Genomic DNA, 25,801 nt, shown 5'->3' on the forward strand with positions numbered 1-25,801 from the left:
ACGAGCGTGAGGCCTCTTTCAGCGGCGATTTCCTTCAGCAAGCCCATGATGGCGTACTGGCTCATGGTGTCGAGCGCGCTGGTGGGTTCGTCGGCGATCAACAGAGCGGGCTCGCTCACCAGCGCCGCGGCAAGGGCAATGCGCTGCTTCTGGCCACCGGAGAACTGATGCGGGTATTTGCGCGCGCTCGCCGGGGGATCGGGAATCGACACGCGTGCCAGCCACGATTCGGCGAGGCCGCGTGCCGCCCGCCAGGTCCCGCCGCGATTGACCACGCGTGCCTCGGCGATCTGCTCGCCGACGCGCATCAGCGGATCGAGGCTGCCGCCAGGATCCTGGAAAACCAGGCCGATATCCCTGCCCAGCCGCGGCGGAGCAGCGAAGCCCGGCCGCGACAGCATGCCATTCGTCTCGGCATTGGCCGGCAGCAACCCCGCCAGGGCCAGGGCCAGGGTCGATTTGCCGGAACCACTCTCCCCCAGCACGGCAAGATGGCGGCCTGCGGGAACATCGAGGTCGATTGCCTCGACGGCCGGATGCAGTCCGCCGGAATCGCGATAGCCAACGCCGAAGCCGCTCAGCGAGAACAAGCTCATGCCACAGGCTCCCTCACACGCAACGCCTTGGCATAGCCGCGCCCGAGAAGATGGATCGCCAGCACGGCAAGGACGAGGGCCAGGCCGGGAATCAGCGAAAGCGACGGCGCGCTGCGCAGCATGGCACGTCCCTCCGCCACCATGCTGCCCCAGCTCGGCCTGTTCGGATCGCCGAAGCCGAGGAAGGACAGAGCCGCTTCGATCAGAACCGCCGCCGCGGCGATGATGGCGGCCAGCGAGATCACCGGCGTCAGGGCGTTTGGAAGGATCTCGCGGAAAGCGATCGCAAGTGGATGCATGCCGGCGACGCGCGCGGCGGCGACAAAGTCGCGCTCCCTCAGCGAACGAATCTCGGCACGCGCGATTCGTGCCGGCTGCGGCCAGGCGCCGGCAGCGATGGAGAGCGCGATGGCCGGCAGGCTCGGACCGATGACGCTGATCAGTGCCATGGCGAGGAGGAAGGCCGGCACTGTCTGAAAGGCATCGCTGATCCGCATCAGCACATCGTCGATCCAGCCGCCCAGGAAGCCGGCGAGCGTGCCGACCACACTGCCGAGCACCAGAGATGCGAGCACGGAGGCCAACGCAACCGCGAGGGTGGTCCGCGCTCCCCATGCGAGTTCCGCGGCAATGTCCCGGCCGAGCCGATCGGCCCCGAGGAGATGGGCGCCGTCCGTGAACGGAGCCTGCAGCGGGGGAGCGGAGATCGCCAGGGGATCGCCGGGAAAGACGAGCGGAGCACCGAGGGCCAGAAGCGCGAAGAACAGAAGGAGCCCGGCGCCGATCCTCCCTTCCCCGCTGCGAAGGATACCCGCCAGGACGCTCATGCGTAGCGCTCTCCAGCCCCGACACGCGGATCGAGCCAGGCCTGCACGAGATCCGCCAGCATGTTCATCGCCACGACCACGACGGCGCTGAACAGCACGACGCCGAGCAGCAGCGGCGTGTCGCGCCGCGAAACCGCCTCGGCGGCAAGGCGTCCGAATCCGGGAATGGCGAACACGCTCTCCACCACCACGCTGCCCCCGAGCAGCGAGGCCGATTGCAGCCCGAGCATGGTGACCACCGGCGCAAAGGCATTGCGGGCGACATGCCGGAAGGCAAGGCGAAAGCCCCGAACGCCGCGCGCGCGGGCGGCACGCACGAAGTCGGCATGCCAGACCTCTTCCATGCCGTCCCGCAGCAGGCGCAGGAACAAGGTCATATAGAGAAGGCCGAGCGCGGAGACGGGTAGTGCGAGGTGCCAGGCGATATCGGCCACGCGAGCGAGGCCGGTCTTGCCCGAGGCGATCGTCTCGAAGCCGCTGGACGGCAGCCATCGCAGGCTCACCGAGAACACCAGGATCAGGACGAGGCTGAGCCAGAAGCCCGGCATCGCGTAGAGGGCAAGCGATCCCAAGGAGACAACGCGATCCAGCCAGCCGTTCGGCCGGGCTCCGGCGGCAAAACCGAGAAGAATACCGAGAAGAAACGCGAGCGTGAGTGCCGAACCCATGGTGATCAGCGTCACCGGCAGGCGCTCAAGCAGGACATCGAGCACCGGACGCTGGAAGCCGGTGGACCAGCCTAGATCCCCATGGGCCAGAGCTGCGAGATAGGCCTCCAGGCGATGCATCGGCCCCTGGTCCAGCCCCCAGGCAGCCCGAAGCTCTGCGATGCGCACGGCATCCATGCCCCCGATACCGGCGACATAGGCATCGATGGCGTCGCCTGAGGCAGCTTCCAGCATGAAGAAGGCGCCGACGATGACGAGGGCGAGAACGGCGATGGCGCCGACGAGGCGCCGGAAGACACGCGCCACCAAGCGTCACCCCCGCGGCCGCGGATATCCCGTCCGCTCTTGGAAGCGCTGCATTCCGCGCGCGGGAAAGGACATCATGGCGACATCACCGGCAGCGCCGTGTCGGCCCAGTTCGAAACCACCCAGCGCGGATTGTTCGACACGTTCTGCACGTTCTCGCTGGCGACGGTAATGAAGGAGAACTCCGTCACGTTGATCAGCGCGAGGTCATCCACCACCATCTTCTGGAACTGCTTGTAGAGATCGGCGCGCTTGGCGGCGTCGATCTCCACCGCCGCCTCTGCAATGATGGCGTCCACCTTGGGATTGGCATAGCCATACTGGTTGGAGAAAGGCACCCCGGCCGGGATGCCGCTCTGGAACAGGATGGTCGTGGAGATAGCGGGATCCTGGCGATAGACCGGCGTGCCGACGGCGAGATCGAAGGCGTGGTCGGTGTAGATCGCCTTCAGATGGGCCGGCGAATCATTGGCGACGATCTCGGCGTCGATGCCGATCTTGGCGAGCGCCTGCCTGAGATAGGCGCCGAACTGTACCGTCTCGTTGAAGAAGGGCGCCGGCAGGAGCTTGAGGTGGAAGCGAATGCCATCCTGCCCCTTCTTGTATCCTGCCTCGTCCAGAAGTGCCTCGGCCTTGGCAGGGTCGAACTCATAGCGCTCGACATCGGGATTGTAGAAGGTCTTGTCCGTCTGCGGAACCGGCCCGGTGGCGGCCGTGGCGTAACCGCGAAAGATCGCCTGCACCACGAAGCCCTTATCGATCGCATGAGCGATGGCCTGGCGCACCCGCAGATCCGCCAGTTCCTTGCGGGCGTGATTGATCTCGACGATCATCTGGTAGGTCAGCGCCTCATAGCCGTTGGAATAGACCTTCAGACCCTGCACCTTGGAGATGCGGTCCAGGTCGGCCAGCGGCACGGCGGAAAATGCCGCCAGCTGGATTTCTCCCGATTCGAGCGCGGCACCCGCGGACTCGCGGTCGGCCAGCACCTTGAACAGAATCTCGCCGATCTTGGGCTCGTCCGGCGCCCAATAAGTCTCATTTCGCCGAAGCAGGTAGTATTCACCGGGCTTGTGCTCGACATATTTGAACGGCCCGGTGCCGACGAGCTTTTCGTTGGCCGGATTCGTCATGATGTCGGTGCCTTCGAAAACATGCCTGGGCAGCACCGCCGTCAGCGCCGGCAGCGCGTTGCGGATCAGCTGGAAGGGCGTAGGCGCCGAGAAATGCAGCACTGCGGTAAGGTCGTCGGGCGTATCGACGCTTTCGAGATCCTTGAAAACGAGGCGACCGAGGTTCTGCAGCTTCTTCCAAACTTCCAATGCCGAGAAGGCGACATCGGCGGAGGTGAAGGACTTGCCGTCGTGCCACTTCACGTTCGGCCGAAGCTTGAAGGTCACCGCCTTGCCGTCGGGCGAGCCTTCCCAGGAAAGCGCGAGCCGCGGCGCAAGCCCGTCGGCACCGTTGTAGTCCGCTTCGGCCAGCGGCTCGATCACCTTGCTGGCCACGAAGAACACGCCGTTGGAGGCGACGATGGCCGGATTGAGATTGGTCGGTTCCGAATCGGCGGCGACGATCAGCCGACCGCTTGGGGCATCCTCGGCCCGGACACGATGCGGCAGCGCCATCGCCAAGGCGGTTCCCGCGCTGGCAAGAAGGAAAGTGCGGCGGCTAAGCAGGATCGACATGAGCGACCTCCCAGGACGTCGTCTTATTAGAATCAGCCAGATTGGAAGCCGCCCCGTCGAGAATGGCAAGGGCCGCGTTCACGCCGGCGCCGGCATCGCTGCGAATGCCGAGATGGTTCAGTGCACCGCCGAGGGCTGCAATGGCGGTGACGGCAAGCATGGGCTCGGCGCTCGGCCCCATATGGCCGATGCGCAGAACCTTGCCGGCCGTGAAGCCGCGGCCCAGCGAGAGCAGCACGCCGTAGCGGTCGAGCAGCGTATCGCGCAGGGCCTTGTCGGAGAGCCCGTCGGGAACATGAAAGACGGTTGCCGAGGGTGCCGCGATCGACTCCCGCACAGGCCAGAGTTTCAGCCCCAGCGCCTTCAGTCCTGCCCTTGCGGCCGCGGCGGTGCGGGCATGGCGGGCCCAGACGCGCTCGGGTCCTTCGCTGAGATAGAGGTCGAGCGCGGCATCGAGACCATAGATCTCGGCCAGCGAGGGCGTCACCGGAAAGGGGCGGCCGATCTCCGCCGCAAGCTCCCAATCGAGCAAGGAAAGGAAGGAAGCGCGCGGCGCATCGGGATTGGCCTTGATCCTGGCCCAGGCCCGCTCGCTGATGCCGAGCAGCGTCAAGCCAGGCGTGGCGCCCAGGCACTTCGCGGCCGAGGTGACGAAAATATCGATGCTGGCCGCCTCCGGATGCACGTCGAGGCTGCCGAAGGAGGAAACCGCGTCCGCAATGACATAGGCGCCGTGATCGCGTGCGATGCGGCCTATCTCGGCCAGCGGGTTGAGCGTGCCCGAAGGCGTGTCGTGATGGCAGACGGCGATGACGCCGATGTCCGGCCGGGCCGCCAGTGCCCTGCGCACGGCTTCCGCTTCGATCGCCTGGTCGAACGGCACTTCAAGCTCGATCACCTCGCCGCCATGCCGGCGAGCCCAGCCCGCATAGCCCTTGCCATAGACCCCGGAGACGAGATTGAGAACGACGTCGCTGCGGCCGATCAGTGAGGCCGCGGCCGCCTCCAGGCCCAAGAGGGCATCGCCCTGCAGAACCAGCGGCTGGTTGGCGAGGCGCATGGCCGCCCGCAACTTGCCGATCATCCCGTGATAGAAGTTCTGGAATGCATGATGGCCATCATAGACAGCCGGCCGCGCCATGGCATTGAGCACTGCGGGATAGGCCGTCACTGGGCCGGTCGTCAGCATGAAGGGCGGCGGAGCTGGCATCGGACAATCGCGAAGCAAGTCGGGGAAGGCTAGACCCGCCGGACGCGGGTGGCAATCGAGGAATTACATATATTTAATGCCCCCTATCATATTAAGCACATGACAGGCGCGTTAATATCCACACCTCAACCGGCGCGCGCGTTCTCAGAATCCTGCCGCTTCCCCGTCTTGTGTTCGACACGATCCCGTTGTTTATGGCTATTCCAGCCTACGCTCGATGACCCGTTTCGAAGACGAGTTCGAACCCCTACCCAGACGGACGTGATGAAGAACAAGCTCGAATATGTTTGGCCGATCGTCGGGCTCGCCGCCGTCGTCTTCTCGATCTACCTGCTGTCCAAGGAGCTCAAGGGCGTGGAGGTCGGCCAAGTCTGGCAGGCGATCCTCGATCGCGGCCCGGTGATGATCCTTTGCGCCTTCTTTTCCACGCTCCTCGCCTATGCCGCCCTCGCCTGGTATGACCGCATCGCGCTGATGCATGTGGGCCGCAAGCTGTCCTGGCCGGTGGTGTCGATCGTTTCCTTCGTCGCCTACGCGCTGGGCCACAACATCGGCGTCTCCGTATTGTCGTCGGGCCTGGTGCGTTACCGCGCCTATTCCCGCATGGGGCTGAACGCGGCCGAGGTCGCCGTCGTCACCGCCTTCTGCGCCTTCACCTTCGCCTATGGGGCCGTCTTCCTCGGAGGTATCGTGCTCGTGGGCGAGCCTGCCCTGCTCTCACGCCTGTTCAGCTTTCCGGTCAGCATCGCCTTCATGCTGGGTGTCGGCATGCTCGTGCTCGTCCTGCTCTACCAGGCGGGCTCGATCCTGCATTTCAAGCCGCTGAAGGTCGGCAAGATGCTGATCGCCTATCCCAAGCCCGGCATTGCCTTCCGCCAGCTCTTCGCCGCCCCGATCGAGATCATCGGCGCCGCCGGCATCATCTATTTCGCCCTGCCCGACAGCCTCAATCCGGGCTTCTTCGTCGTGCTGGGCATGTTCCTGGCATCCTTCTGCGCAGGCCTCATCTCCAATGCACCGGGTGGCGCGGGCGTGTTCGAAGCCGTGTTCTTCCTGGTCATGCTGCCGGCCGGCGCCAATCCGAGCGACCCCGCGGTGATCCAGTCCAAGGCCGAGATCCTGGCTGCGCTGCTGATGTTCCGCCTGTTCTATCTCCTCATCCCGCTGGCCCTGTCCTGCATCGTCGTGCTCTACACCGAGCGCAATAATTTCGGCGGGCTGCTGGGATCGATCCTCGGCAACAAGAACCGCCCGATGGAAAGCGTGGCGCCGGCACCGGTCAAGCTCGATCCGGTCCGCCAGGATCCGCCGCAACATTCATAGCGGCCTGCTTCTACGCAGAAGCTCCTCCCTGGGGAGGGCTTGAGGGGGAGCACGCTTTCGGCCGCGACGCATTTTGCTGCGCCGCCCCTTTCATCATGCCAGGACGAAATCTTTCGGCATGGGAACGGCGGGCAGGTCCGTCTCTCCCAGATCTTCGAGGACGTTGATCTCGATGGTGCGGCAGATCGCCATGACCGGAAGGCTGTTCTGCGTCGTGCCGAAGGGCGCCACCAGTTCATCGCCCAGCACATCGAGGCCAAAGAAGGTGTAGGACACGATCGCAGCGATCAGCGGCGTCCACAATCCCATGCTGTCCGCAAGGCCGAAGGGCAGCAGGAAGCAGAACAGGTAAGCGGTGCGATGCAGCAGCAGTGAGTAGGCAAAGGGCAGCGGCGTCAGCTTGATGCGCTCCGCAGCCGTGAGATCCGTGGAAAGGGCCGACACCTTTTCCTCCAGGGTCTGCGCCATTTGCGCGGAAACCTGGCCCTGCGAAAGCGCTGCGGCAATGGCGCCGCTCATCCGGGCCAGCAGCCGGTTCGGCGCGTGCTTGGCTCTCGTCACCAGTTCGCGATCGACGGCATCGAGATGGCGCAGGGCGTCCTCGTCGGGCCTCTCGTCACGCAGGTGGCAGCGCACGAGGTCGCTGAAGGCCGTGGCATATAGCGCGAGACGACGTGCCGTGACCGGATCCGGCGAGAGATAGGCGATCGACTGCCGGGAAAGGCCCCGGGCATCGATCACCATCGAGCCCAGAATCTTGCGCGCCTCCCACCACCGATCATAGCTCGCCGTGTTGCGAAAGGCGGAGAAGATCGACAGCGCCACGCCGATAAGCGAGAAAGGCAGCGCCGCTATCGGTGCGATATGCACGTAGCCGCGCGTCTCGAGAAGTGTCACCGCGATCGAGATCAGGGCCACCACCAGCATTTGCGGCCAGATCTGCGGCACGATGGAGCCGCGCAAGATGAAGAAGAGTTCCCACGGCCGTGGGCTTTTGCGAACGATCATGCGCAAATGATTCCTAGAGAGCCAACCTGCATTGTGTCATGCCGCTCCGGAAATTTCGCCGTACAGAAGCGACGTGATCTTTCTCGCTATATCCACCTGGGAATAGCCCGCACCGGTGACAGGATGGACTGAGCACGATAGGCCTTCCAGAGGAGGTGATCGACATGACGCAACATCTCGGAGCCATAGCTCTGGTGGTCAGGAGCTACGACGAGGCGAAGGCCTGGTACAGGGATGTGCTGGGCTTCCAGGTCGTGCAGGACGTCGACATGGGCGGAGGCAGACGCTGGCTCACAGTGGCGCCGCCGGGAGCTCGGGAGACCACGCTGCTGCTCGCGCAGGCGGCTGGGCCGCAGCAGGCGGAGTCCATCGGCAACCAGACCGGCGGGCGCGTCTTCCTCTTCCTGCACACAGACGACTTCTGGCGAGATTATCGGCTCTATCGCAGCCGGGGCGTACGATTTTGCGAGGAGCCGCGCGAGGAAGCCTATGGCACCGTGGCGGTATTCGAGGACCTCCATGGCAATCGCTGGGATCTGCTGCAGCCACGCCCTGCAAGTCCCTGATCTACAACGATTTATGATCTCGTGCGGTAAACGCAAAACAATCCCTTGCGTAAGGGCAGTTCTGCGAACGAATAATCCAGATATTTCGAAGTTGGATATCACCGTCTCGATGAAAATTGGAACCTTCCAAGATCCCTCAGGTTGAATCGACAGGCCCTATCCACTGGGCATTACAAAGACAATCCATGGAGATCGATCATGAAAGGCAGGTCAATTCTTCTGGCCGGAGCAGTTGCGTTTTCGCTCGTCGCGCCAGTTTCATCCTATGCACAGGGCGTCCTCGACGGCGCACAGGATGGTGCCGAACAAGGGGCTCATAGTGGCGGCCCAGTCGGCGCCGTCGTCGGAGGCACCGTCGGCGCCGTGACCGGCGGCATAAACGGGCTGGTCGGCGTCAGGGAGCGGCCCCGCTTCCGGCGATACGTCATCGAACAGCATTTGCCTTCCTACCAGTATGAGGAGCCGGTCGCCGTCGGTGCCGTGCTGCCCGAGGATGGTATCCAGTATTATGACGTGCCGGCCGAATATGGCGAGGTTCGCTATCGCTACACCGTCGTGAACGACGAGGTCGTGCTGGTCGACCCGGGTACGAGAAGAATCGTGGAGGTTGTGCCGTAGGCCGCGAGGCCGTGGCTTCCTGCGATCCGCGCGAAGGGGGAGGGCCGATGGCCCCCTCTCCTTCGACATATTAGGGTACCAAAATTTCATTACGCCCCTCTTCAACGGCATTGACGGCGGCCATGTATCTCTTTAAGTTAGCGTTCGTTCACTCACTTAATATCCGGCGGCAGACCGATGATTCTCTCCTCCCCCTCGCAGCCCCGGGCCAGCGTCGGCCCGTTGTCCTGCTATATGCTCGCAAGTCTGGGCCTTGCTGGCCTCTACTGGGGCTTCATCCGGTTTCTCGACAGCCTGCCATGCGGGGAAATGCTCTGTAACCTCGATTGGATGCTGGCCTTTTTCATACCGGTCGTCATCGTGGCGATCCTCACGCCCCTGATCAACTATGCGCTGCTGCGGTGGGGCCATGGCACGATGTCACCGATGGGGGCCATGGTTCGCCTTGCCTTCGGCGCGATCGGCACCGGCTTCTCAATTCTGGTCGTTGCGGCCTTTGCCGACAGCCTGGCCGGCAGTGGGCTGGCGAGCATCGACCTCTCTCCCCAAGGCCTGATCGCCGCCCTGCTGTTCGGCGGTCTCACCTGGCTGAATCTCCACTGCGTGCGGACAATTCTGCAGAGGGCATGCCCGATCGATTGAAGCGCGGCGTCGGGCCGAGAGTGCGCCTTCGCGGACCATAGCGTCCTAGCCGGAATCTGTCGCCGGCGGAATGAAGGCGGCCAGCTCCCAGGTCGAGATCCATTAATCGATGGGTGACTATTGGGAATATAAGGTTAACGTCGAAAATTAACCACGATGAAGTTGTATTATTTTTAGAGGTGAGAGATTTTTACATATTTATGGCCTTCGTGATCAATATTACGCACTTATGTGCTTAAAAAAATGGCATATCCCACCTGGGAGATCACCAAGCGACACATTGACATTTTAACGATATGGGTCATCGTGGTGTCGCAGCCTATTATGGGTTCGTCGGAAAGATAGTTTACCATGCTCCAACGTGTCTGGAAGCTGCCGCTACTTGATCAATTGATACATTCCGATCGTATTCAAATTGCTCATAGCCCCGACGATGAGGTTCAGTGGGGGTATTTCGATTCTCATGAAGAAGCGAAGACGGCGCTAAGGCCAAACAGTGGCCTCCCACATCAGAACGACAACATCGAACCTGGCGATGGGCGCGCAATTTCGCAGGTGAGTTCATTCGATTACCCGGTCATGTTTTTCCTTCAAAAGCTTTCGATGGAAGGAAAACTGAAAATTGTGACCGATCTTCCCGGGGGAAGCAGGCTCAAATATGCCGGCTACCGGACATATGTGGACTTCCCTGACGACCTTATCTGGCAGGTGGTCGAGCGCGGCACCTCGCACCACAACAGCCGGCATCCCGCATCGGGGCATGGCGCATTGCGCTTCCACGACGATATCGCGGGAACAAAACCGTGCAGCGCGCTGATCTGCTGCGGTGGCCTGCCTCGTCTCAATGTTCCGTTCGAGCGAATACTCCGAGCTTTTCGAACAAGACCTCCGATGGTCATACTCAACGAGGTTTTCGTAGCCCGGAAGGCGGGCCTCTACATGCTGGAAACCGTCGGTGGCCGTCAGATGCTCCACCGGGCGCTGGCCTTGCCCGAGCTCGAAAGGCTTCGGGAAGATCTCGGCTACAAGCTCCTCTCGCGCTGGGATATTCCCGAACGCACCCTCGTTCTCGATCCCTCGAAGGGGTCCGAAGCGGTCCAGATGATGGGTGAGGCCTGGAGCATCTAAATCTTCAGGCTCGACCTCCCCTCCTCTTCGGTACGGAGCCGCAGCGTCACCGAAACTCCCGAATTATCCTTGCGTCATTGTCGAACCCGATAGCGCTATTCCTTCATCGATACCATAAAGTATACCCATCACTCATTGGAGGTGGAGCGACCATCCAAAAAGGCATTTTCTGGCGCTCTTGACCCTTTATCGGCCATTATTCAGGCCATTTCCCGGAAAATCCCTTCATTCCTAAGGGAATGAGGGGGACTGGCTTTTCGGCAGGAGCAGTGCCAATACGACGCCTGTGGCACTGATTTCGGTCTTGCGATTGGAAAAGAGGTCCACAGGTCATCCACTCCGCGATGCCTTGAACGGCCTGCTCTCCGGAGGGCGGGACAGAGGCGATCTTGGTCTGGCACGTTGGGGCGGCGGCCGCGCTGCGGCCAACGGGATCTTGCGGGCGGCATCAGGTCGGTTATAGCCACATGGAAGAGACAGGATTTCCTTGCCGTGGGAGTTGAGAGCATCGCCCTATCCAAGAAAACTGCCGTTGCGGGCGTTTGGAGCGTCGGTGCCCGGCTCCTCGCCAAGTCCGTCGATTTCGTATCGCTGATCCTGCTCGCCCGTTTCCTGGGTCCGGCCGATTTCGGTCTCGTGGCGATGGCGATGACGCTCATCTTCGTCGTCGAGGCCATTTTCGAGATGCCTCTTTCGGCCGCCCTCACCCGCATTCCCGATCCCACGAGGCGCATGTATGATACCGCCTTCACGCTGAGCACGCTGCGCGGCATCGCTATAGGTACAGTGCTCGGGGCCATCTCGTGGCCGCTGGCCCATTTCTATAACGAGCCACGCCTCGTCTACCTGATCATCGCGCTCGCGTTCGCGCCGATCCTGCGCGGTCTCGTCAGCCCGCGCATGGTGCATTTCGCCAAGCAGATGGACTTTCGCCGCCAGGCCTTCATGGATGTGCTGAGCAAGGTCGTCGCCGGTATGACGGCCGTCGCAACCGCGGCGCTCACACAGAGCTACTGGTCGATCGCGCTGGGCACCATCCTCACGCCCACCATCCTCATGGTCGGCTCCTATATCCTGGCGCCCATGCGTCCCCGCCTGACGCTGAAGGACTGGCCGCTCTTTGCCGACATGGTGGGCTGGAGCATGCTCACCCAGATCCTGCTCGCCATCAACTGGCAGCTTGGCCGCTTCATCCTGCCGCGCTTCGTCGATACCGTGTCCTTCGGGCGCTACGCCATGGCGAACGATCTGGCGGGCATTCCCTACCAGACGCTCGTCGCCCCGCTCGACTTCCCGCTCAATGTCGCCTTCGTCACCGCCCACCAAAAGGGAGACCTGAAGAGCACCTATCTCAAGGCTTCGGGCGCGCTCATCATCCTGCTTCTGCCGATCTTCACCTTCGCGGGCCTGATGTCGGAACCGCTGATCGATCTATTCCTCGGCAGCAAGTGGCAAGGCGCGGCGATCCTGCTGAGCGGTCTTGCGCTCGCCAGCATCGTGCAGGCTCCGGCGACGCCGATGCCCATGCTGGCCATCTCGCTCAACCAGTCGCGCCGGATCACCCTGCGAAGCCTGGTGCAGTGTCTGGCGCTGGTGCCGCTCACCCTTCTCGGCGTGTCGCTCTACGGCGTCTACGGTGCGGTGATGGCCAGCTGCGCCGTGGCCTTCATCGTTACGTTCATGACGATGTTGACGGTGCGGGCGATGATCGGGGCCAGCATGAAGGAGCAGTTGATCTCCATCGCGGGACCCGCCATGGCGGGCCTGGCATCCGGTGCGGTTCTCTTCTACGGAACGTATTTCTTCACACCGAACGTTTCCTTCCTGATGCTGCTCGTGCAGATCGGCATCCTTGGTCTCGTTTATGTCGGCGCCTATGTCGCAAGCATCTATGCCGTGTCCCGCTGGTTCAAATCGACGGCCGGGGCCGAACAGCTTATCGTCTCGATGGGCCTCGCCACCCTCGCCAAGGTGCGACGAACCGCCCTTCGCGGCTGAGCCCCTGCGCCGACGGCCGTTTCAGCGCAGACGGACCTGGCGGAAATGGGCGTCCGGAACGTTCGCATCCGATTCCTGGTTTAGAGGAACCGGGCCATGCCGTTGTCGCGTCGGCAGGATGCTCGAGCGGAAGCACTGACGGATCGAGGACACAGCATGCGGACGTTTCAGGGAATCGGACGGGCGCTGGCGGTAGCCTCGGTGATCTTCTTCTCCACGCAGGGCGCCCTGGCGGAGGTGAACGCCGGCAACCGGCCATACAGCACTTCCCGCCCCTTCCGAGTCACCTCGCTTGCAACCTTCGACACCCCCTGGGCTATCGCGGTGATGCTGGATGGCCGCCTGCTCGTCACCGAGAAGGGCGGCCGCCTTTTCCTGGTCACCGAAAGGGGCGAGAAGAAGGAGGTGTCGGGCATTCCGGCCGTTCAGGCAGGCGGCCAGAACGGCTTGCTCGACGTGGCGGTCTCCCCTCGTTTCGGCACGGATCATTCCGTGTATCTGAGCTATGTCGAGCCGGGCGGCGGTGGCAGCCTGGCCCTCGCCAAAGCGCAGCTCGTCGAATCGGACGATACGGCGAGTCTTACGGATCTTGCTGTCATCTGGCGCCAGATGCCCAAGGGCCCGGGGGGCCAGCCCGGCGGCATCATCGCCTTTTCGCCCGATGGCCGGCACCTCTTCCTGACTTCGGGCGATCGCATGCGCCCGCAGACGGCGCAGGATCCCGACCAGACGCTCGGCAAGATCCTCCGCCTCAACCTCGACGGCTCGACGCCTTCCGACAATCCCATGGCGTCGCAGGGCGGCATACGGGCGCAGATCTGGAGCATGGGCCATCGCAATCCCTATGGCCTTGCCTTCGCGCCCGATGGTGCTCTCTGGGAAAACGAGATGGGACCTCGCGGCGGCGACGAACTCAACCGGATCAAGCCCGGCCGCAACTACGGCTGGCCACTGGTGTCCAACGGCGACAACTATGACGGCACGCCGATTCCCCGCCACCGCACGCGCCCCGAATTCGAGGCACCAGTCGTCTATTGGACACCGGTGATCGCGCCGGCGGGCCTTGCCTTCTATTACGGCACGATGTTTCCGCAATGGCGCGGCTCGGCCTTTATCGGTGCACTGCGCCAGCATGCGCTGGTTCGCATCGCGTTCGACGGCGAGGGCGGCGCCCGCGAGGCGGATCGCTGGGACATGGGCCAGCGGATTCGCGACGTCGTGGTGGCTCCCGACGGCGCCCTTCTCCTGATCGAGGATGCCTCGGACGGACGGTTGCTTCGCCTGAGCCGGCCGACAGCCTCCAACTAAGGCGGGATTCGTCCCGATCGAACCGTTCGCCCTGTGAAAGCCATGCGCGTGAGGCGATGCGGCTGCCACGATCTCGCGTCTCGACCGGGGTCAGGCATCCACCTTTCGCACAGTGCTCGGAAGTCGAACTGGCGAGCACGAAATTGCGGGCTATTCTGCGACTGTTCGAAAGAGGCAGGTCCGCCGTCCATGGCAGCTGAGAGCAACAGACTATCGAGGAAGACCGCCAAGGCCGGCATCTGGACGATCGGCGCGAAGCTGGTCGCCAAGGGCGTCGACTTCGTGGCGCTCATCTTCCTGGCGCATTTCCTGGCGCCCGCGGATTTCGGCGTCGTCGCCATGGCCATGACGGTAGTCTACGTGGTCGAAGCCGTCTTCGAACTGCCCCTGGCCTCGGCACTCATTCGCATTTCCGAGCCGACCGAGCGCATGTACGACACCGCCCTCACGCTGAGCACGCTGCGCGGGCTGCTGGTAGGTCTGCTTCTCGTCGCCTTCGCCTGGCCGCTGTCTCTGATCTATGCCGAACCGCGCCTCATCCCGCTGGTGCTGGTGCTCGCTCTCGCACCGATCCAGCGCGGGATGATGAGTCCGAAGTTGACCCTGTTCGCCCGGCGCATGGATTTTCGTCGCCAGGCCGGACTCGACGTCGTCAGCAAGTGCCTGGCGGCGGCCGCTGCCGTGTTGGTCGCAGCCCTGACGCACAGCTACTGGTCGATTGCGCTCGCCACCATCCTGACACCGGCCGTGTTGATGATCGGCTCTTACTGGCTTGCGCCCATGCGACTGCGCTTCACCCTGAAGGACTGGCCGATATTCGCCGACATGGTGAGCTGGAACCTGGTTTCGCAATTGGTGACCGCGATCAATTTCCAGTCAGGAAGGCTGGTGCTGCCGCGCTTCATCGCGCCCCACGCCTTCGGGAACTTCGCCATGGCCGGCGACCTTTCCAACGTGCCGTTCCAGATCATCGCGGCTCCTCTCGGTTCCCCCCTGAACGTGGCCTTCGTGGCAGCCCACGAGCGGGGAACGCTGAAGGAAACCTACCTCAAGGCGGTAGGCGGCGTATTCATCCTCCTGGCTCCGGTCTTTTGCGTCGCGGCGTTCCTCGCCGAGCCGCTGATCCGGTTGTTCCTGGGTGAAAAGTGGATCGAGTCGGCTCCGATTCTCGCAGGGCTCGCCTGGGTCTGCTTCATCGACGTTCCGCCGTTGCCCATGCCATCGCTGGCCATCGCCCTGAACCAGACGCGCCGGATCGCCATACGGAACGTCAAGCAGGTGCTCGTCCTTTTCCCCGCCACCGTGATCGGTGCCTGGATCTGGGGCATACCCGGAGCCATCGGTGCGGCCGTCATCACCGCCGCCTTCGTGACCTTCCTCAGCATGCAGGACGTAAAGGCCATGACGTCGGCCACGCTCCGCGAGCAATTCATATCGCTCACCGGCCCGTTCGGCGCGATCGTGGTCTGCTCCCCTATCCTGATCTATGGCAACGCACTCATGGGCGGCGAGCGGGATGTCTGGCTGCTGGCTGCCTATCTCGCGGCGACCGGCGTGCTCTATCTGGGTTGCTACTTTGCCCTCATCTACGGTCTCGGCGTCCTGTTCAAGGACCGGGACAATGCCGAGAACCTCGTACGGCAGTTCGTTCATGTCGGAATGGCCCGGGCGGGCTTCGGCGGCGCCGTCAGGCCCTGAATTCGGCCAGGGGCACATGGGACGCCGCTTCGCGCGGAAGGTGGCCCGTCAACCTCGGATCGGGCTGCACCTCGACCATGAATTCATAGGGGGTGAAGCCGGATCGACGATAGAAGCCGAGGGCGGAAGGATGGTCGAAGGTGCAGGTATGAACCCACAGGCGCTCGATCGGCCTGGACCACGCCTTGGCCAGCGCCTGGTCCATCAGGAAGCGTCCCGCGCCCCGGCCTATCGCCTCGGGCACCAGTCCGAAAAAGGCGAGTTCGCATTGCCCTTTCTGCCGGAAGTCGAGCTCCAGCAGGCCGAGTCTCAGGCTCGGACCGCCGAGGACATACACTTCCACGTCGGGATTCCCGAGGATGGCGAGAAGCTCCGCGTCCGCCATCAGCAGGCGCGAGCACCACAGCCAATCCTGCCCCACGGCTCGGAACAGGGCACGATAAGCCGCGATGTCGGGCTTCTCCATGCGCTCCAGCGTCATCGGCCGCTCTGTCGGACGCAGGGGGCGAGGTTTCGGCTTTTCGCGCATTTCAAGGCAGGTCACGACATTGGCAAGCATGCCTGACGGCACGGTGGAGTAGCCGAGGGAGAGCATCGAGGTCATTGGGCAAGGGGCGGTTGGAGAAGGGACGAGGAGACGGAATTCACAAACAAGTACCTATTCCACCGCGGTCGGCATGCCAAGAACGGGTTGGGGGCGTCCTCCTCAATCCCGCTCCACCGTGTTCACTTCTGATTGCGAGCCGTCGCGCCAGGTCAGCTGGACGCTGATCGACTTCGTGTTCGCCGGGACCTTCAGGTAGATCTTGGCGTTGTTCGGGATCGAGAACGGATCCTTGGTATTGCACGCGGGCAGGTCGAAGCGTGTCAGCGGCGGAGCTCCGTTCAGGCCATAGCGCACCTCGGTGATGGCACAGCGGTAGCTCAACAGCGTCGTAAAATAGACGAGCGTGCCATTGAAATCGCGAAACTCCACCCAGCTTCCGGCGATCTGCTCGAGGTTCTGGCGCTGATTCTGGAAAAGCGCCACATCGGGATCGAATCGGATGGGAAAGGGGCCGACGTCCGTGCCATCAGCGGTGCGGTAGCGCACCTCGATCACACCGGCAGGCGCTCGCGGCGACAGCGCGAAGGAGGGGTTGGGCATGCGCGCACCCGTCCTCTGATCGAGTACGTCGAGCAGCCCCGTCTCCTTGAACTCACCGGCATTGCCGACACGGTAAGCCAACGCCGTAGCCGGCTCCGGAAGGGAGATCGTTACCGTCCATCCGGCATTGGAGCGCATGAAGCTGGCGATCGGGGCACGCGCCAGGGATTGCGACGTGCCGGGCTGCGCCTTGTCCCCGAGCTTCGAATCGGGCTGGAGCAAGGCGAGTTGCGAGCCCGTCGCGGTCCCGCCCTGCTGCAGGTTGAGCGACTTGGCAGGATCGTTGGCGGGCGGATTGGCAGGATCGAGCACCGCCATCCTGGCGTCCTTGTTGCCGATCACCACGCCGGGACCGATCTTGGTGCCCGCACCGATCCGCACGCCTGCCCCTGCCTGGACCTGCCCGGTGATGTTCAACTCGGTCTTGATGTTCGGGCCGGTATTGCCCGATGGCTGAATCACGGCCGGCTGCGAACCGGCCTGCGCGGCGGCGTCCGAGAGGACGACATCACCGATGACCTGGTCATAATAGGCTGGCGTCTGGTCGTGACCCACGCTGGCGGCCAGGGCACGCACGTCGACCTGCGTCCTCTTGGCGATCTCGACGAGAGTCTGGCCAGGTTTCGCCAGTTCGGCCAGGAAGGAGCGGGTAAACACGGAATTGGGGTTGCCGTCCTGGTCCGATAGCCGGTCGAGCGCCTCCTGCTTGGCGCCCGCCGACATCAGCACAAAGACGCCTTCCGGCGCATCGACGCGGGCAAGGCCGCGGCCAAGCGCTGCCGAGCGGGTGAAATTGCCGGCGAAGGGGTTGTCGCGGCAGGCGTCCAGCACGAGGATGGCGACCCCTGCGCCACGCTGGCGGATGCCATCGATGATGCGCCCCACCGGGAAGGACGCATCGCGGATCAGGTCCTCCTGATTGGCCTGCGCGGCAGGGACGTCCGTAGGCAGGAGATAGTTGGTGCCGTCGATCTCGAAGCCGTGACCGGCATAGAAGAACAATGCTCGGTCGCCGGGCTGGATGTCGGCATTGAAGGCTACGAGGGCGCGGCTGAAACCGCGCTGGTCGACATTCTCGGCGCGCCTGACCACATAGCCGAGCTTTTCAAGTTCATCGCCGATTGACTGCGCGTCGCTCGTTGCCTTCTGCAGCGAGGTGACGTTGGCATAGCTGTCATTGCCGATCACGAGGGCCAGGTTGCGGGCCCAGGCTCCGCCGCAGTTCATCAGGCCGAGGCCCAGCGACAGGAAACAACCGATCAGCAAGCAGATTGGACGGCGCATGACTTCCTCGAGAGATCTGGTGCGCAAACTATAATTTGCGGGCGATGAGGATGCACCCGATTTCCGTTCGCGGGCGTGCGAGCGCGCACGGCCGGCCGTTGTTCCCCGGCGGCCGCATCGAGGTTGGGGGATATTCCTGCGGCAGGCAGAGGCGGCCCGGGTCTGCTCTCCATCCTCACAACGACATCACACGTCGACGCGCAAGTACTCCGGGATACCGCCACAGGCCATTGTCCGGAAATACCACGTTGGCTGGCAATCCATTGCTGCCCGCCTCGTTTGCATGAGGCGCCAGCCTGCCTCCCCATACTGCTTATGGGGTAGATTGCCCGCCGTGGCCCTCCCATAAATCCTTACTCGGGAATCACCGAAAGCGGCCGGCCGCGCTCCTCGCCGGAAAGCGAAATATTTGAGATATTCTTTCTCGGTTCGCCCGACATTTCACATGGCGAAATACAATAAATCCGGGAAAGTCTAATGTTGGACAGGGTCTCGAATACCCAATCGAACAGCAAGTGGTCGACGATCGAGTCGATCGAGGAATGCCGGAAGATGCTCCATAACAATGCGTTCGTGGTGCATCACGCGCTCGCCGGCCACCCTCTGTTTACTGTCGAAGCCCTGGCGAAGGTCGCGGAAGAAGCGGCCAAGCGCAAAGACGATCTCTATTGGGATGCGGGTGACCTTTCCATAACGGACAAGTGGGGCTCCGTTCCCAAGCCAGACATGACCATCCGCCAGGTGATCGACCGTATCGACACGGCGGGTGCCTGGATGGTGATGAAGCATGTCGAGGTCGACCCTCGCTACAAGGCGGTCCTCGACGAGTTCGACGCCTTCGTCCGCGAGATTGCAGGCCCCGAGGGCTCGAAGCTCCTCAGCAACACCGAGATGCTGGTGTTCATCACCTCTCCGAACCGCAAGACGCCGTATCACTTCGACGCCGAGGTCAATTTCCTCACCCAGATCCAGGGCTCGAAGGATATCTGGGTCTGCCCGCCGCATGACCGCACGGTAACGACGGAAGACGAGCTTGAACGCTACTATGCGGTGACGACGGGCGCGGGAAATTACAAGCCGGAGGCCGAGCGCACGGCACGCAAATATGTGCTGCGGCCCGGCGAGGCCATCCACCTTCCTGCCCATGGCGCGCATTGGCTGCAGAATCACAACGACGTCTCGGTCGGCCTGGCGTTGAACCTCGAATTTCCCAGGTGGAAATACGCCGACGTCTACCGGGCCAACTACTTCATGCGCCGCATGGGCCTCAGGCCTCGTCCGCCGGGAGGCTCGGTAATCGTCGATCGCTCCAAGGCGGCCGCGATCGGCGCCATGCGCCAGGTCCGTTCCATCGTCCGGCGATAGGCCGCGCGGTCGGGCATAGGTTGAAGGGCGGGTGGAACCACCCGCCCTTTCCATTTCCGCCTACAAGGCCCGAACCTTGTCGCCGAGCACCTTGCGGGCGGCGTCGGCCCTGTCGCGAGCCTGCTTGACGGCCGTGTCCAGCTGGTCGAGCGACTTCTCCTGCGCGAGCATCTTCTGCGAATAGAGGCGGGCGAGATCCGACCCCTGCGGCGCGGCACTCAGGTTCTGGCGCAGGCGTTCCTGATCCTGCGTGATGCCCTCGCGCTGCTCCTCGAGGCGGCTGACCTCCGCCTGTGCCTCGTCACTCGCCCTGGCGGCTTCCGCGACCGTCGCCAGGCGCGCCTTGGTCTCCTCGTCGATGCCCGGCGCGATCATCAGCGCCTCGATGCGCTGGCCCGATATGTCGGCGATATCGACAGTCTCGACCAACGGGCGCTCGAGCGTCACCTTGTATTGCTTCGACTGGTTCGCGTCGACGTCGAAGCGCAGACGGTAGGACTGGCCGGCGATGGTGGCTTCCTCCGGCCTGGGCTCCACCAGCGACCAATCGGTCATGCGCGGCTGCTCGATCACCATGTGGCGCAGATCGGACGAGCCGTTCTTGACACGGTAGGTCGTGGTCTGGCGCATGCGGCTCTCGATCTGCAGGGTACCGTCTACCACCTTGATGCGGGTGATCGCGGAGGCGGAGGCGGATTCGCTGTCCACGAGGACCTTCTGGTCTGCGCCGAAGCCGATCAGGCGGAAATCGCCAGCCGGAAGCAGCGGGAATTGTGATTCGCCGGAAAAGAGCGGGCCCGCGTCCGTCGCTTCATAGATCGTGGCCGATCCAGCCGGCAGCGAGGTGGGACCGTCATTGGTGAGCGTCAGCGCCTGCCAGGGATTGCGGCTCCCCCCCTGATACCAGGCCACGGCCTGCGAGGGCACCTGCAGATCGACGAAGGGAATGGTCAGGCTGTCTCCCGCCCCCACACTGACTGGCAGGGAGAGCGCGAAGCTCGCACCGGCGGCATTCTCCTCCGCCGCACTGCCCGGTTCCTGCGAACTGGAGAGATCCGCTTCCGCCACCGGAGCCTCCGTCGGGGAAGAGGCTCGCCGCGCGGTAAGAGCAAGCTTGGCGCTGGGCGCGGCGGGAGCCGGCGCCGCGGCATCGTTGGCCGCCCCGCCGCCCATGGCGAAGTTCTGGGCCACCGCCTGCTGGCCGGCATCCGTGCGAGGCAGCGCGGCGCGGCTCACGGGCGGCGCGATGGTCTGGCGAGCGACGTAGTAGGGATCGTAGAGCGCCTGTCGGAAGGTCACGGGAGCAGCGGAAGACAGGGTTACCTGCACATCCTTCCAGGGATTTCCGGTCATGTTCTCCAGCACCACCCAGCCCTGCAGGCGGGCCTTGTCCTCACCGGCCTTCGGCAAGGTCAGACGGTAGGCTGCCTTCCATACCGGGGCCTCTGCGACATAGCCGATGCGCACCACGCGTTTGCCGCCTTCGGCGAGCTGGATGGTGATGTCCCGGCCTGACCGGTCCTGCGCGGTTCGCAGGGCCTTCAACGCGCTTTCGACCTGCTCGCCGAGACGGGCATCGGCAAATTGCAATCCCTCAGCCTCCTCGAGGATGAACTGCTCGATCGAGCTGCCGGTGAAGACGGAGACGCGCGTACGCGTCATGGTGCCACCGTCCTTCCCGTTGACGGTCTCGCTCTGCACGCTCGCGATGCGCCCCGTGATGCTGCGCGGCCCACTGAGTTTGATCTCCGCGCCCTTCAGGGCTGTGATCAGCGCCGGCATGGAATCGAGATCGGATTTTGCGAAGGGGAGCGAAGCGAAGACCTCGTCTGCCCCCGCCTTGCCGGGCAGCGTGGCCGAGGCTGTGCCGGACGGATCCAGGATCACCATGCTTTTCAGGATATCGTCCACCTGGTCGAGGCGGGCGCGAAGGGTCAGCGTATCCTTGCCGGTGACCTCGGCCGCATATTCGAAATAACCGACGCCGCCTGTGCCGAGCACGGCGCGCTTGAGGACGAGATCTGCAGCTTGTGCGGTGCCGGCGAGCATGGTCGAGGCCATCAGAAAAAGGAGGATCGAAGAGCGCATGGGAAACCTTTATTCAAGAGTTGCGCAACGTCGGGGCCCTTGTATCAGGAATGCGGGTCCCAGGTGGTGTAATCGGCGATACAACCATGAGACGCAGCAGGATGCAGTTTCCTCAGTGCCTCCGGAAAAATTCTGCAAGGACGTCGCGGCATCTCCGTCGACCTGTTCCCTCCCCGATTGACATTCGCCTCATACGCTCCTAAACGAAGTTTTGTTATAACATAACATTTTTGAGGGGAGCTTGGGCTGCCCCCAGTTTCATGGAGAACGTGATGCGTTCGATTCTGTTCGGCGCCGCCCTGCTGGCGCTCGGCACGGTTTTGGCCGGCCCCTCCTTCGCGGCGGACAAGGTAAAGATCATTGCCGCCGAGAACTTCTATGGCGACCTCGCCGCCCAGATCGGCGGCGACCACGTCGAAGTCACGTCGATCCTGTCCAATCCGGACGACGATCCGCATCTGTTCGAATCGAGCCCTTCCACCGCCAAGGCTCTCTCCAGCGCCGATATCGTCGTCTACAACGGGGCGGACTACGACCCGTGGATGGACAAACTCCTCTCGGCCTCCACCAATGCCGACCGCAGCACCATCGTGGCGGCGGACCTGACCGGCCACACGAGCGGGGACAATCCGCATCTGTGGTACGATCCGAAGACCCTGCCGGCCGTGGCCTCCGCCATCGCCGGCGAACTTGAAAAGCGAGACAACGCCAACGCCGATGTCTATAAGGCGAACCTCGCCAGGTTCGATGCCTCCTTCGCAGCGCTGACGAAACAGGCCGATGCGCTCAAGGGCAAGTATCAGGGTACCCAGGTCACCGCCACCGAGCCCGTTTTCGGCTATATGGCCGAAGCTCTCGGCTTCAAGATGCTGAACTATGATTTCCAGGTCGCGACCATGAACGACACCGAACCGAGCCCGAGCCAGGTGGCCGCCTTCGAGAAGAGCCTGAAGGACGGCTCGGCCAAGATCCTGTTCTACAACAGCCAGGTCAGCGACGAAACGACCAAGCGTCTGCTTCAGCTCGCCAAGGACAACAAGGTGACGGTGGTGGGCGTGACCGAGACGGAGCCGGCCGGCAAGACGATCCAGTCCTGGTTCGGCGGCCAGTTGCAGGAGGTCGGTTCCGCCCTCGATGGTCTGACGCAGTGAGTGCAATCGATTTCGAGAAGGTCAGCCTGACCCTCGGGAGACGCCGGATTCTGTCCAGCGTCTCTTTTTCAGTCGCCGAGGGCCGTTTCGTAGGCGTGCTCGGTCCGAACGGCGCCGGCAAGACGACGCTGATGCGCGCCGTCCTCGGCCTCGTCACGCCGCAGGGCGGGCGCATCACCGTGCTCGGCGAGACACCGCGCCGGGGCAATCCCCGGATCGGCTACATGCCGCAGATGCGTCGTGGAGCCGCCCAGCTCAGCCTCAGCGGCTATGAAATGGTGCTCGGCGCCGTCGGCGGCACACGCTGGGGCTGGCCCCTTGCCTCTGCCGCCGACCGGGATGTCGCCTGGGCCGCCATCGAACGCGTCGGCGCCACCGATCTCGCCCGCCGGCCGCTCGCCCAGCTTTCGGGCGGCGAGCGCCAGCGCCTGCTCATCGCCCAGGCCCTGATCGGCGAGCCCCGGCTGCTGCTGCTGGACGAGCCCCTGGCGAGCCTGGACCCCGCGCACCAGCGCGGCATCGTCGAACTGATCAAGGAGGTAGCGAGCGAGCGCGGCATCGCCGTGCTGTTCTGTGCCCACGAGATCAACCCACTGCTCAATGCCGTCGACCAAGTGCTCTATCTCGGCAACGGCCGTGCCGCCATCGGCACGGTCGACGAGGTGGTGAATCGCCATGTCCTCTCGGATCTCTACCGTACCCCTATTCATGTGGCGCGCGTCAATGGCCGCATCTTCGTCATGGCTGAGGAAGGCGAACTCGAAAGCTATGCGCATGAATGAGGGGCCGGTCTTCGGCACTTGATTCCGGAAAATGTGGCTTCCTTTTGCCGTGCCCGGGCCTATCCCGGGTGTTGGGCCGGCGTCCGCAAGGTTTGCACGTTCCCGGATTGCCTGGCCAAGACCCACGATGACAAAATTCGAGCCTGCGACGATTTTCGGTTAGGCTCCGGGAATCGAGCGTTCTTGGACGAGATGTATCATATGGGTGGGTTCGAGGACCCGTCCCCGATCGAGTGAGTGATGTTCGAGTACGAATTCATGCGCAATGCCTTCGCGGCGTGCACCATCGTCGGCATCGTGGCCGGGGCTGTCGGCTATTTTCTGGTTCTGCGTGGCGAGACCTTCGCCGGCCATGCCCTCTCCCATGTCGGCTTTCCCGGCGCGACGGGCGCGGCTCTGCTCGGCCTTTCCCCTTTCTTCGGCTTAACCGTCTTCACCATGCTGGCGGGCATCGGGATCGGATTGCTGGGCGAAAGGGCGCATCGCGACGTGGCCATCGGCATCGTGCTCACGCTCTCGCTCGGCATCGGCCTGCTTTTCCTGCACTTCTACACCGCCTATGCCGGGGCTGTGACCAACCTGCTCTTCGGCAATGTGCTGGGCGTGAGCCAATCGACGGTGTGGGTCCTGGCCGGGCTCGGCCTCGCCTGCCTGCTCGGGCTGGCCGCCATCGGCCGCCCGCTGCTCTTCGCCAGCCTGCAGCCGGAACTCGCCGAAGCGAAGGGGGTGCGGCTTGAACTCGTCTCTGCGCTCTTCATGCTGATCGTGGCGGTCACCACGGCGGAAGCCATGCAGATCGTGGGCGTGCTGCTCGTGTTCGCCTTGATGGTGGCGCCAGCCGCCTCGGCCATGCACCTGACGCGACGCGTCTACCAAGGCATCGCCTTGTCGGTGGCAATCGCGGTCGTGACCGCCTGGATCAGCCTCGCCCTGGCCTTCTACACGGATTGGCCGACCAGCTTCTGGATCACCGCGCTCGGCTCGCTGGTCTACCTGCTCTCTACGCAGCGGGCACGCCAACAGCGTCGGTGAACGGACACGCGGCTCCCACTGCGCCGATCAATGAGAGAACAGCAGGCGGTCCCTCCACATAGAAGCGCTGGAACCAGGCCGAGTCGCCACCCGGCAGCGGCGACTTGGCGAGGGTCAGCTCGGTCGGCGTCGGGGCAGCCCGCATCGCAGAGCGGAAATGCAGGTGATCGAACAGCTGCAGGGCATTGATGGCATAAGCCGTGGCAACTCGCTGGTCCTCGATCATCTCCAGATTGTCGCCATTGCCTTTCTCGCCACCCGGTGACACCGCGCTTCTCACGGTGGACCGCCGCAGCCCCGACGCGACTTTGCCTCATCGTCGTGAAGGGCTCGTGGCTTTCCCTCGTTCAAGGATGATCAACCGCCACGCCGCGATCAGGGTTATGCCTGCGGAGCAATGGCTGGCATCTCGACCGTGGCGGGTTGTCGATCATGGCCACCCATATCTCTGTTGAATAATTTTTAGCCCAAAATGTCAAAATGTATACAATAGATTTAGTATGCCTAATTGTTGAAATAATTATATAAAATCGCAATTTTATGGGAAAAAATATCAAATATATGACCAATTTGTTCATTTCTGGCGATCCACCCAGAGACGATTGGTATTGCTTGATTCGATATTGCTAGACTCTGATTAAAATAGAGGCTATTTATAGATAGTTGCATACAATTGTTTTTCTGCCTGGTGAGGCGACGTCCGCCTCCGAAAAGCCAGTTGTCTGAATCCACGAGGCTCGACTCAAGATCAAGAATGTAGACCCGGTGCCTGCCACTGAGGTCTCACGCGCACTAATTGTGGTAAAATTATACCGTAAACGACTCGTGTGAGATGGAAATCCCGGAGCGCTTTGTGTTTTGACGGAAATGTAAAAGCATAAAACGCATTGGAAAACAAATGGTTAGAGAAAAGTGACGTTTCTACCTAAACGCGCTTTGCTCTAGAGGGGGGATGATCATGAAATATACAGTTCTGGCGATCGGCTTCATTCTATGCGCGGTCTTCTTCATGCCGGCGACAGCCAATGCCGCGGCTTGCGGACCCGGCAAGATGGAGCCCAGTTGTGTCCGCGCTCATGGCGGCGCCCAAGTCTCCGCGCCCGTGGTGTCCGGCGACGTCGGCATGGCCTGCAGGGTTTCGCGGGGAATGCGCATCTGTCCGGGCGTGGTGGCGACCCAGCCGGTGCAGGACGTGCCCGGCTGCCGGATTTCTCGCGGAGTTCGCGCCTGCCGCTGAATCCTCGCATCCAAAGCGTTTTGTGTTTTGCCGGAATCGGCAGAACGCAAGGACGTGTCGAAAAACAAAGAGCCGGAGAAAAGCGGCGTTTCCACCTAAACGCGCTTTGCTTTAGGCTCGGCCCGACGGAC

General features: G+C 63.0%; 23 protein-coding genes (1 of these 23 running past the window's edge). 13 read left to right on the forward strand and 10 right to left on the reverse strand.

Annotation, left to right across the window (positions count from 1 at the left end):
* From AC6H34_RS02825 to ppaT, 5 genes are all read right to left on the reverse strand, one after another.
* On the reverse strand, positions 1–596 hold the 5' portion of the coding sequence (locus AC6H34_RS02825; protein ID WP_497537839.1) for an ATP-binding cassette domain-containing protein. Its footprint begins 238 nt before the window's first position; only the first 596 of its 834 coding nucleotides appear in the window; the start codon lies at positions 594–596; its stop codon lies off the left edge, out of view.
* Positions 593–1,423 carry an ABC transporter permease gene (locus AC6H34_RS02830; RefSeq protein WP_497537840.1) on the reverse strand — a complete coding sequence of 277 codons (831 nt, stop codon included), beginning with the start codon at positions 1,421–1,423 and terminating at the stop codon, positions 593–595. Before AC6H34_RS02830 ends, AC6H34_RS02825 begins: the two co-directional genes overlap by 4 nt.
* Positions 1,420–2,400, reverse strand: coding sequence for an ABC transporter permease (locus AC6H34_RS02835; RefSeq protein ID WP_497537841.1), 981 nt, complete (start codon positions 2,398–2,400; stop codon positions 1,420–1,422). The genes AC6H34_RS02830 and AC6H34_RS02835 overlap by 4 nt, the downstream gene beginning before the upstream one ends.
* Before the next feature lie 71 nt (positions 2,401–2,471).
* The gene (locus AC6H34_RS02840; protein ID WP_497537842.1) at positions 2,472–4,085 is read right to left on the reverse strand and encodes an ABC transporter substrate-binding protein; all 1,614 of its coding nucleotides are present in this window, start codon (positions 4,083–4,085) and stop codon (positions 2,472–2,474) included.
* Positions 4,069–5,295, reverse strand: coding sequence for a pyridoxamine--pyruvate transaminase (gene ppaT / locus AC6H34_RS02845; protein WP_497537843.1), 1,227 nt, complete (start codon positions 5,293–5,295; stop codon positions 4,069–4,071). Before ppaT ends, AC6H34_RS02840 begins: the two co-directional genes overlap by 17 nt.
* Positions 5,296–5,559: 264 nt before the next feature.
* Between ppaT and AC6H34_RS02850 the strand changes: the two genes are divergently transcribed.
* Entirely contained in the window at positions 5,560–6,618 is a 1,059-nt protein-coding gene (locus AC6H34_RS02850) for a lysylphosphatidylglycerol synthase domain-containing protein (RefSeq protein WP_448146251.1), read from the forward strand.
* A 93-nt stretch (positions 6,619–6,711) separates the two neighbouring features.
* On the opposite strand, the gene AC6H34_RS02855 is transcribed toward AC6H34_RS02850, so the two are convergent.
* Complete coding sequence (locus AC6H34_RS02855; RefSeq protein ID WP_448146250.1) at positions 6,712–7,626, reverse strand: bestrophin family protein; 915 nt, start codon at positions 7,624–7,626, stop codon at positions 6,712–6,714.
* A 164-nt stretch (positions 7,627–7,790) separates the two neighbouring features.
* Between AC6H34_RS02855 and AC6H34_RS02860 the strand changes: the two genes are divergently transcribed.
* From AC6H34_RS02860 to AC6H34_RS02890, 7 genes are all read left to right on the forward strand, one after another.
* Positions 7,791–8,192 carry a VOC family protein gene (locus AC6H34_RS02860; RefSeq protein WP_448146249.1) on the forward strand — a complete coding sequence of 134 codons (402 nt, stop codon included), beginning with the start codon at positions 7,791–7,793 and terminating at the stop codon, positions 8,190–8,192.
* Positions 8,193–8,390: 198 nt separating this feature from the next.
* Positions 8,391–8,810 carry a DUF1236 domain-containing protein gene (locus AC6H34_RS02865; RefSeq protein WP_497537844.1) on the forward strand — a complete coding sequence of 140 codons (420 nt, stop codon included), beginning with the start codon at positions 8,391–8,393 and terminating at the stop codon, positions 8,808–8,810.
* A 177-nt stretch (positions 8,811–8,987) separates the two neighbouring features.
* Positions 8,988–9,452, forward strand: coding sequence for a hypothetical protein (locus AC6H34_RS02870; protein ID WP_497537845.1), 465 nt, complete (start codon positions 8,988–8,990; stop codon positions 9,450–9,452).
* Positions 9,453–9,803: 351 nt separating this feature from the next.
* Positions 9,804–10,580 (forward strand): methyltransferase, TIGR04325 family, encoded by a 777-nt coding sequence (locus AC6H34_RS02875; protein WP_497537846.1) that lies wholly within the window; start codon positions 9,804–9,806, stop codon positions 10,578–10,580.
* A gap of 492 nt (positions 10,581–11,072) precedes the next feature.
* On the forward strand, positions 11,073–12,578 hold the full coding sequence (locus AC6H34_RS02880) for a lipopolysaccharide biosynthesis protein (RefSeq protein ID WP_448146245.1): 1,506 nt from the start codon (positions 11,073–11,075) through the stop codon (positions 12,576–12,578).
* Between the two features lie 156 nt (positions 12,579–12,734).
* Positions 12,735–13,886: a PQQ-dependent sugar dehydrogenase gene (locus AC6H34_RS02885; protein WP_497537847.1), complete on the forward strand. Its 1,152-nt coding sequence runs from the start codon at positions 12,735–12,737 to the stop codon at positions 13,884–13,886.
* Between the two features lie 189 nt (positions 13,887–14,075).
* On the forward strand, positions 14,076–15,584 hold the full coding sequence (locus AC6H34_RS02890; protein ID WP_497537848.1) for an oligosaccharide flippase family protein: 1,509 nt from the start codon (positions 14,076–14,078) through the stop codon (positions 15,582–15,584).
* Here AC6H34_RS02890 and AC6H34_RS02895 read toward each other — a convergent pair.
* On the reverse strand, positions 15,574–16,188 hold the full coding sequence (locus AC6H34_RS02895) for a GNAT family N-acetyltransferase (RefSeq protein ID WP_497537849.1): 615 nt from the start codon (positions 16,186–16,188) through the stop codon (positions 15,574–15,576). The two genes, AC6H34_RS02890 and AC6H34_RS02895, sit on opposite strands and share 11 nt — an antisense overlap.
* Positions 16,189–16,290: 102 nt before the next feature.
* On the reverse strand, positions 16,291–18,015 hold the full coding sequence (locus AC6H34_RS02900) for a caspase family protein (RefSeq protein ID WP_497537850.1): 1,725 nt from the start codon (positions 18,013–18,015) through the stop codon (positions 16,291–16,293).
* A gap of 477 nt (positions 18,016–18,492) precedes the next feature.
* On the opposite strand from AC6H34_RS02900, the gene AC6H34_RS02905 reads away from it, so the two are divergent.
* Positions 18,493–19,380 carry a cupin-like domain-containing protein gene (locus AC6H34_RS02905; RefSeq protein WP_448146241.1) on the forward strand — a complete coding sequence of 296 codons (888 nt, stop codon included), beginning with the start codon at positions 18,493–18,495 and terminating at the stop codon, positions 19,378–19,380.
* 60 nt (positions 19,381–19,440) lie between these two features.
* Here the strand turns inward: AC6H34_RS02905 and AC6H34_RS02910 are convergent, their stop codons facing one another.
* On the reverse strand, positions 19,441–21,468 hold the full coding sequence (locus tag AC6H34_RS02910) for a DUF4139 domain-containing protein (RefSeq protein ID WP_497537851.1): 2,028 nt from the start codon (positions 21,466–21,468) through the stop codon (positions 19,441–19,443).
* A 272-nt stretch (positions 21,469–21,740) separates the two neighbouring features.
* On the opposite strand from AC6H34_RS02910, the gene AC6H34_RS02915 reads away from it, so the two are divergent.
* The 3 genes from AC6H34_RS02915 to AC6H34_RS02925 all read left to right on the forward strand — a co-directional run bounded on the left by AC6H34_RS02915 (position 21,741) and on the right by AC6H34_RS02925 (position 24,433).
* Positions 21,741–22,619 (forward strand): metal ABC transporter solute-binding protein, Zn/Mn family, encoded by an 879-nt coding sequence (locus AC6H34_RS02915; protein ID WP_497537852.1) that lies wholly within the window; start codon positions 21,741–21,743, stop codon positions 22,617–22,619.
* Complete coding sequence (locus tag AC6H34_RS02920) at positions 22,616–23,401, forward strand: metal ABC transporter ATP-binding protein (protein ID WP_497537853.1); 786 nt, start codon at positions 22,616–22,618, stop codon at positions 23,399–23,401. Before AC6H34_RS02915 ends, AC6H34_RS02920 begins: the two co-directional genes overlap by 4 nt.
* Before the next feature lie 240 nt (positions 23,402–23,641).
* Positions 23,642–24,433, forward strand: a complete 792-nt coding sequence (locus AC6H34_RS02925) for a metal ABC transporter permease (protein WP_448146237.1) — start codon at positions 23,642–23,644, stop codon at positions 24,431–24,433.
* Here AC6H34_RS02925 and AC6H34_RS02930 read toward each other — a convergent pair.
* Complete coding sequence (locus AC6H34_RS02930) at positions 24,402–24,713, reverse strand: hypothetical protein (protein WP_497537854.1); 312 nt, start codon at positions 24,711–24,713, stop codon at positions 24,402–24,404. The two genes, AC6H34_RS02925 and AC6H34_RS02930, sit on opposite strands and share 32 nt — an antisense overlap.
* 678 nt (positions 24,714–25,391) lie before the next feature.
* Here AC6H34_RS02930 and AC6H34_RS02935 point away from each other — a divergent pair.
* Positions 25,392–25,670, forward strand: a complete 279-nt coding sequence (locus AC6H34_RS02935; protein ID WP_448146235.1) for a hypothetical protein — start codon at positions 25,392–25,394, stop codon at positions 25,668–25,670.
* The last annotated feature ends 131 nt before the right edge of the window (positions 25,671–25,801 follow it).

Source organism: Labrys sp. ALF-8 (assembly GCF_059699065.1).

Bases quoted from the DNA above. Each gene is read 5' to 3' on its own strand.
- AC6H34_RS02905 (WP_448146241.1), top strand. From the start codon at position 18,493: ATGTTGGACAGGGTCTCGAATACCCAATCGAACAGCAAGTGGTCGACG.
- AC6H34_RS02860 (WP_448146249.1), top strand. From the start codon at position 7,791: ATGACGCAACATCTCGGAGCCATAGCTCTGGTGGTCAGGAGCTACGAC.
- AC6H34_RS02895 (WP_497537849.1), bottom strand. From the start codon at position 16,188: ATGACCTCGATGCTCTCCCTCGGCTACTCCACCGTGCCGTCAGGCATG.
- AC6H34_RS02925 (WP_448146237.1), top strand. From the start codon at position 23,642: ATGTTCGAGTACGAATTCATGCGCAATGCCTTCGCGGCGTGCACCATC.
- AC6H34_RS02890 (WP_497537848.1), top strand. From the start codon at position 14,076: ATGGCAGCTGAGAGCAACAGACTATCGAGGAAGACCGCCAAGGCCGGC.
- ppaT (WP_497537843.1), bottom strand. From the start codon at position 5,295: ATGCCAGCTCCGCCGCCCTTCATGCTGACGACCGGCCCAGTGACGGCC.
- AC6H34_RS02910 (WP_497537851.1), bottom strand. From the start codon at position 21,468: ATGCGCTCTTCGATCCTCCTTTTTCTGATGGCCTCGACCATGCTCGCC.
- AC6H34_RS02900 (WP_497537850.1), bottom strand. From the start codon at position 18,015: ATGCGCCGTCCAATCTGCTTGCTGATCGGTTGTTTCCTGTCGCTGGGC.
- AC6H34_RS02875 (WP_497537846.1), top strand. From the start codon at position 9,804: ATGCTCCAACGTGTCTGGAAGCTGCCGCTACTTGATCAATTGATACAT.
- AC6H34_RS02830 (WP_497537840.1), bottom strand. From the start codon at position 1,423: ATGAGCGTCCTGGCGGGTATCCTTCGCAGCGGGGAAGGGAGGATCGGC.
- AC6H34_RS02885 (WP_497537847.1), top strand. From the start codon at position 12,735: ATGCGGACGTTTCAGGGAATCGGACGGGCGCTGGCGGTAGCCTCGGTG.
- AC6H34_RS02935 (WP_448146235.1), top strand. From the start codon at position 25,392: ATGAAATATACAGTTCTGGCGATCGGCTTCATTCTATGCGCGGTCTTC.
- AC6H34_RS02865 (WP_497537844.1), top strand. From the start codon at position 8,391: ATGAAAGGCAGGTCAATTCTTCTGGCCGGAGCAGTTGCGTTTTCGCTC.
- AC6H34_RS02850 (WP_448146251.1), top strand. From the start codon at position 5,560: ATGAAGAACAAGCTCGAATATGTTTGGCCGATCGTCGGGCTCGCCGCC.
- AC6H34_RS02870 (WP_497537845.1), top strand. From the start codon at position 8,988: ATGATTCTCTCCTCCCCCTCGCAGCCCCGGGCCAGCGTCGGCCCGTTG.
- AC6H34_RS02855 (WP_448146250.1), bottom strand. From the start codon at position 7,626: ATGATCGTTCGCAAAAGCCCACGGCCGTGGGAACTCTTCTTCATCTTG.
- AC6H34_RS02840 (WP_497537842.1), bottom strand. From the start codon at position 4,085: ATGTCGATCCTGCTTAGCCGCCGCACTTTCCTTCTTGCCAGCGCGGGA.
- AC6H34_RS02915 (WP_497537852.1), top strand. From the start codon at position 21,741: ATGCGTTCGATTCTGTTCGGCGCCGCCCTGCTGGCGCTCGGCACGGTT.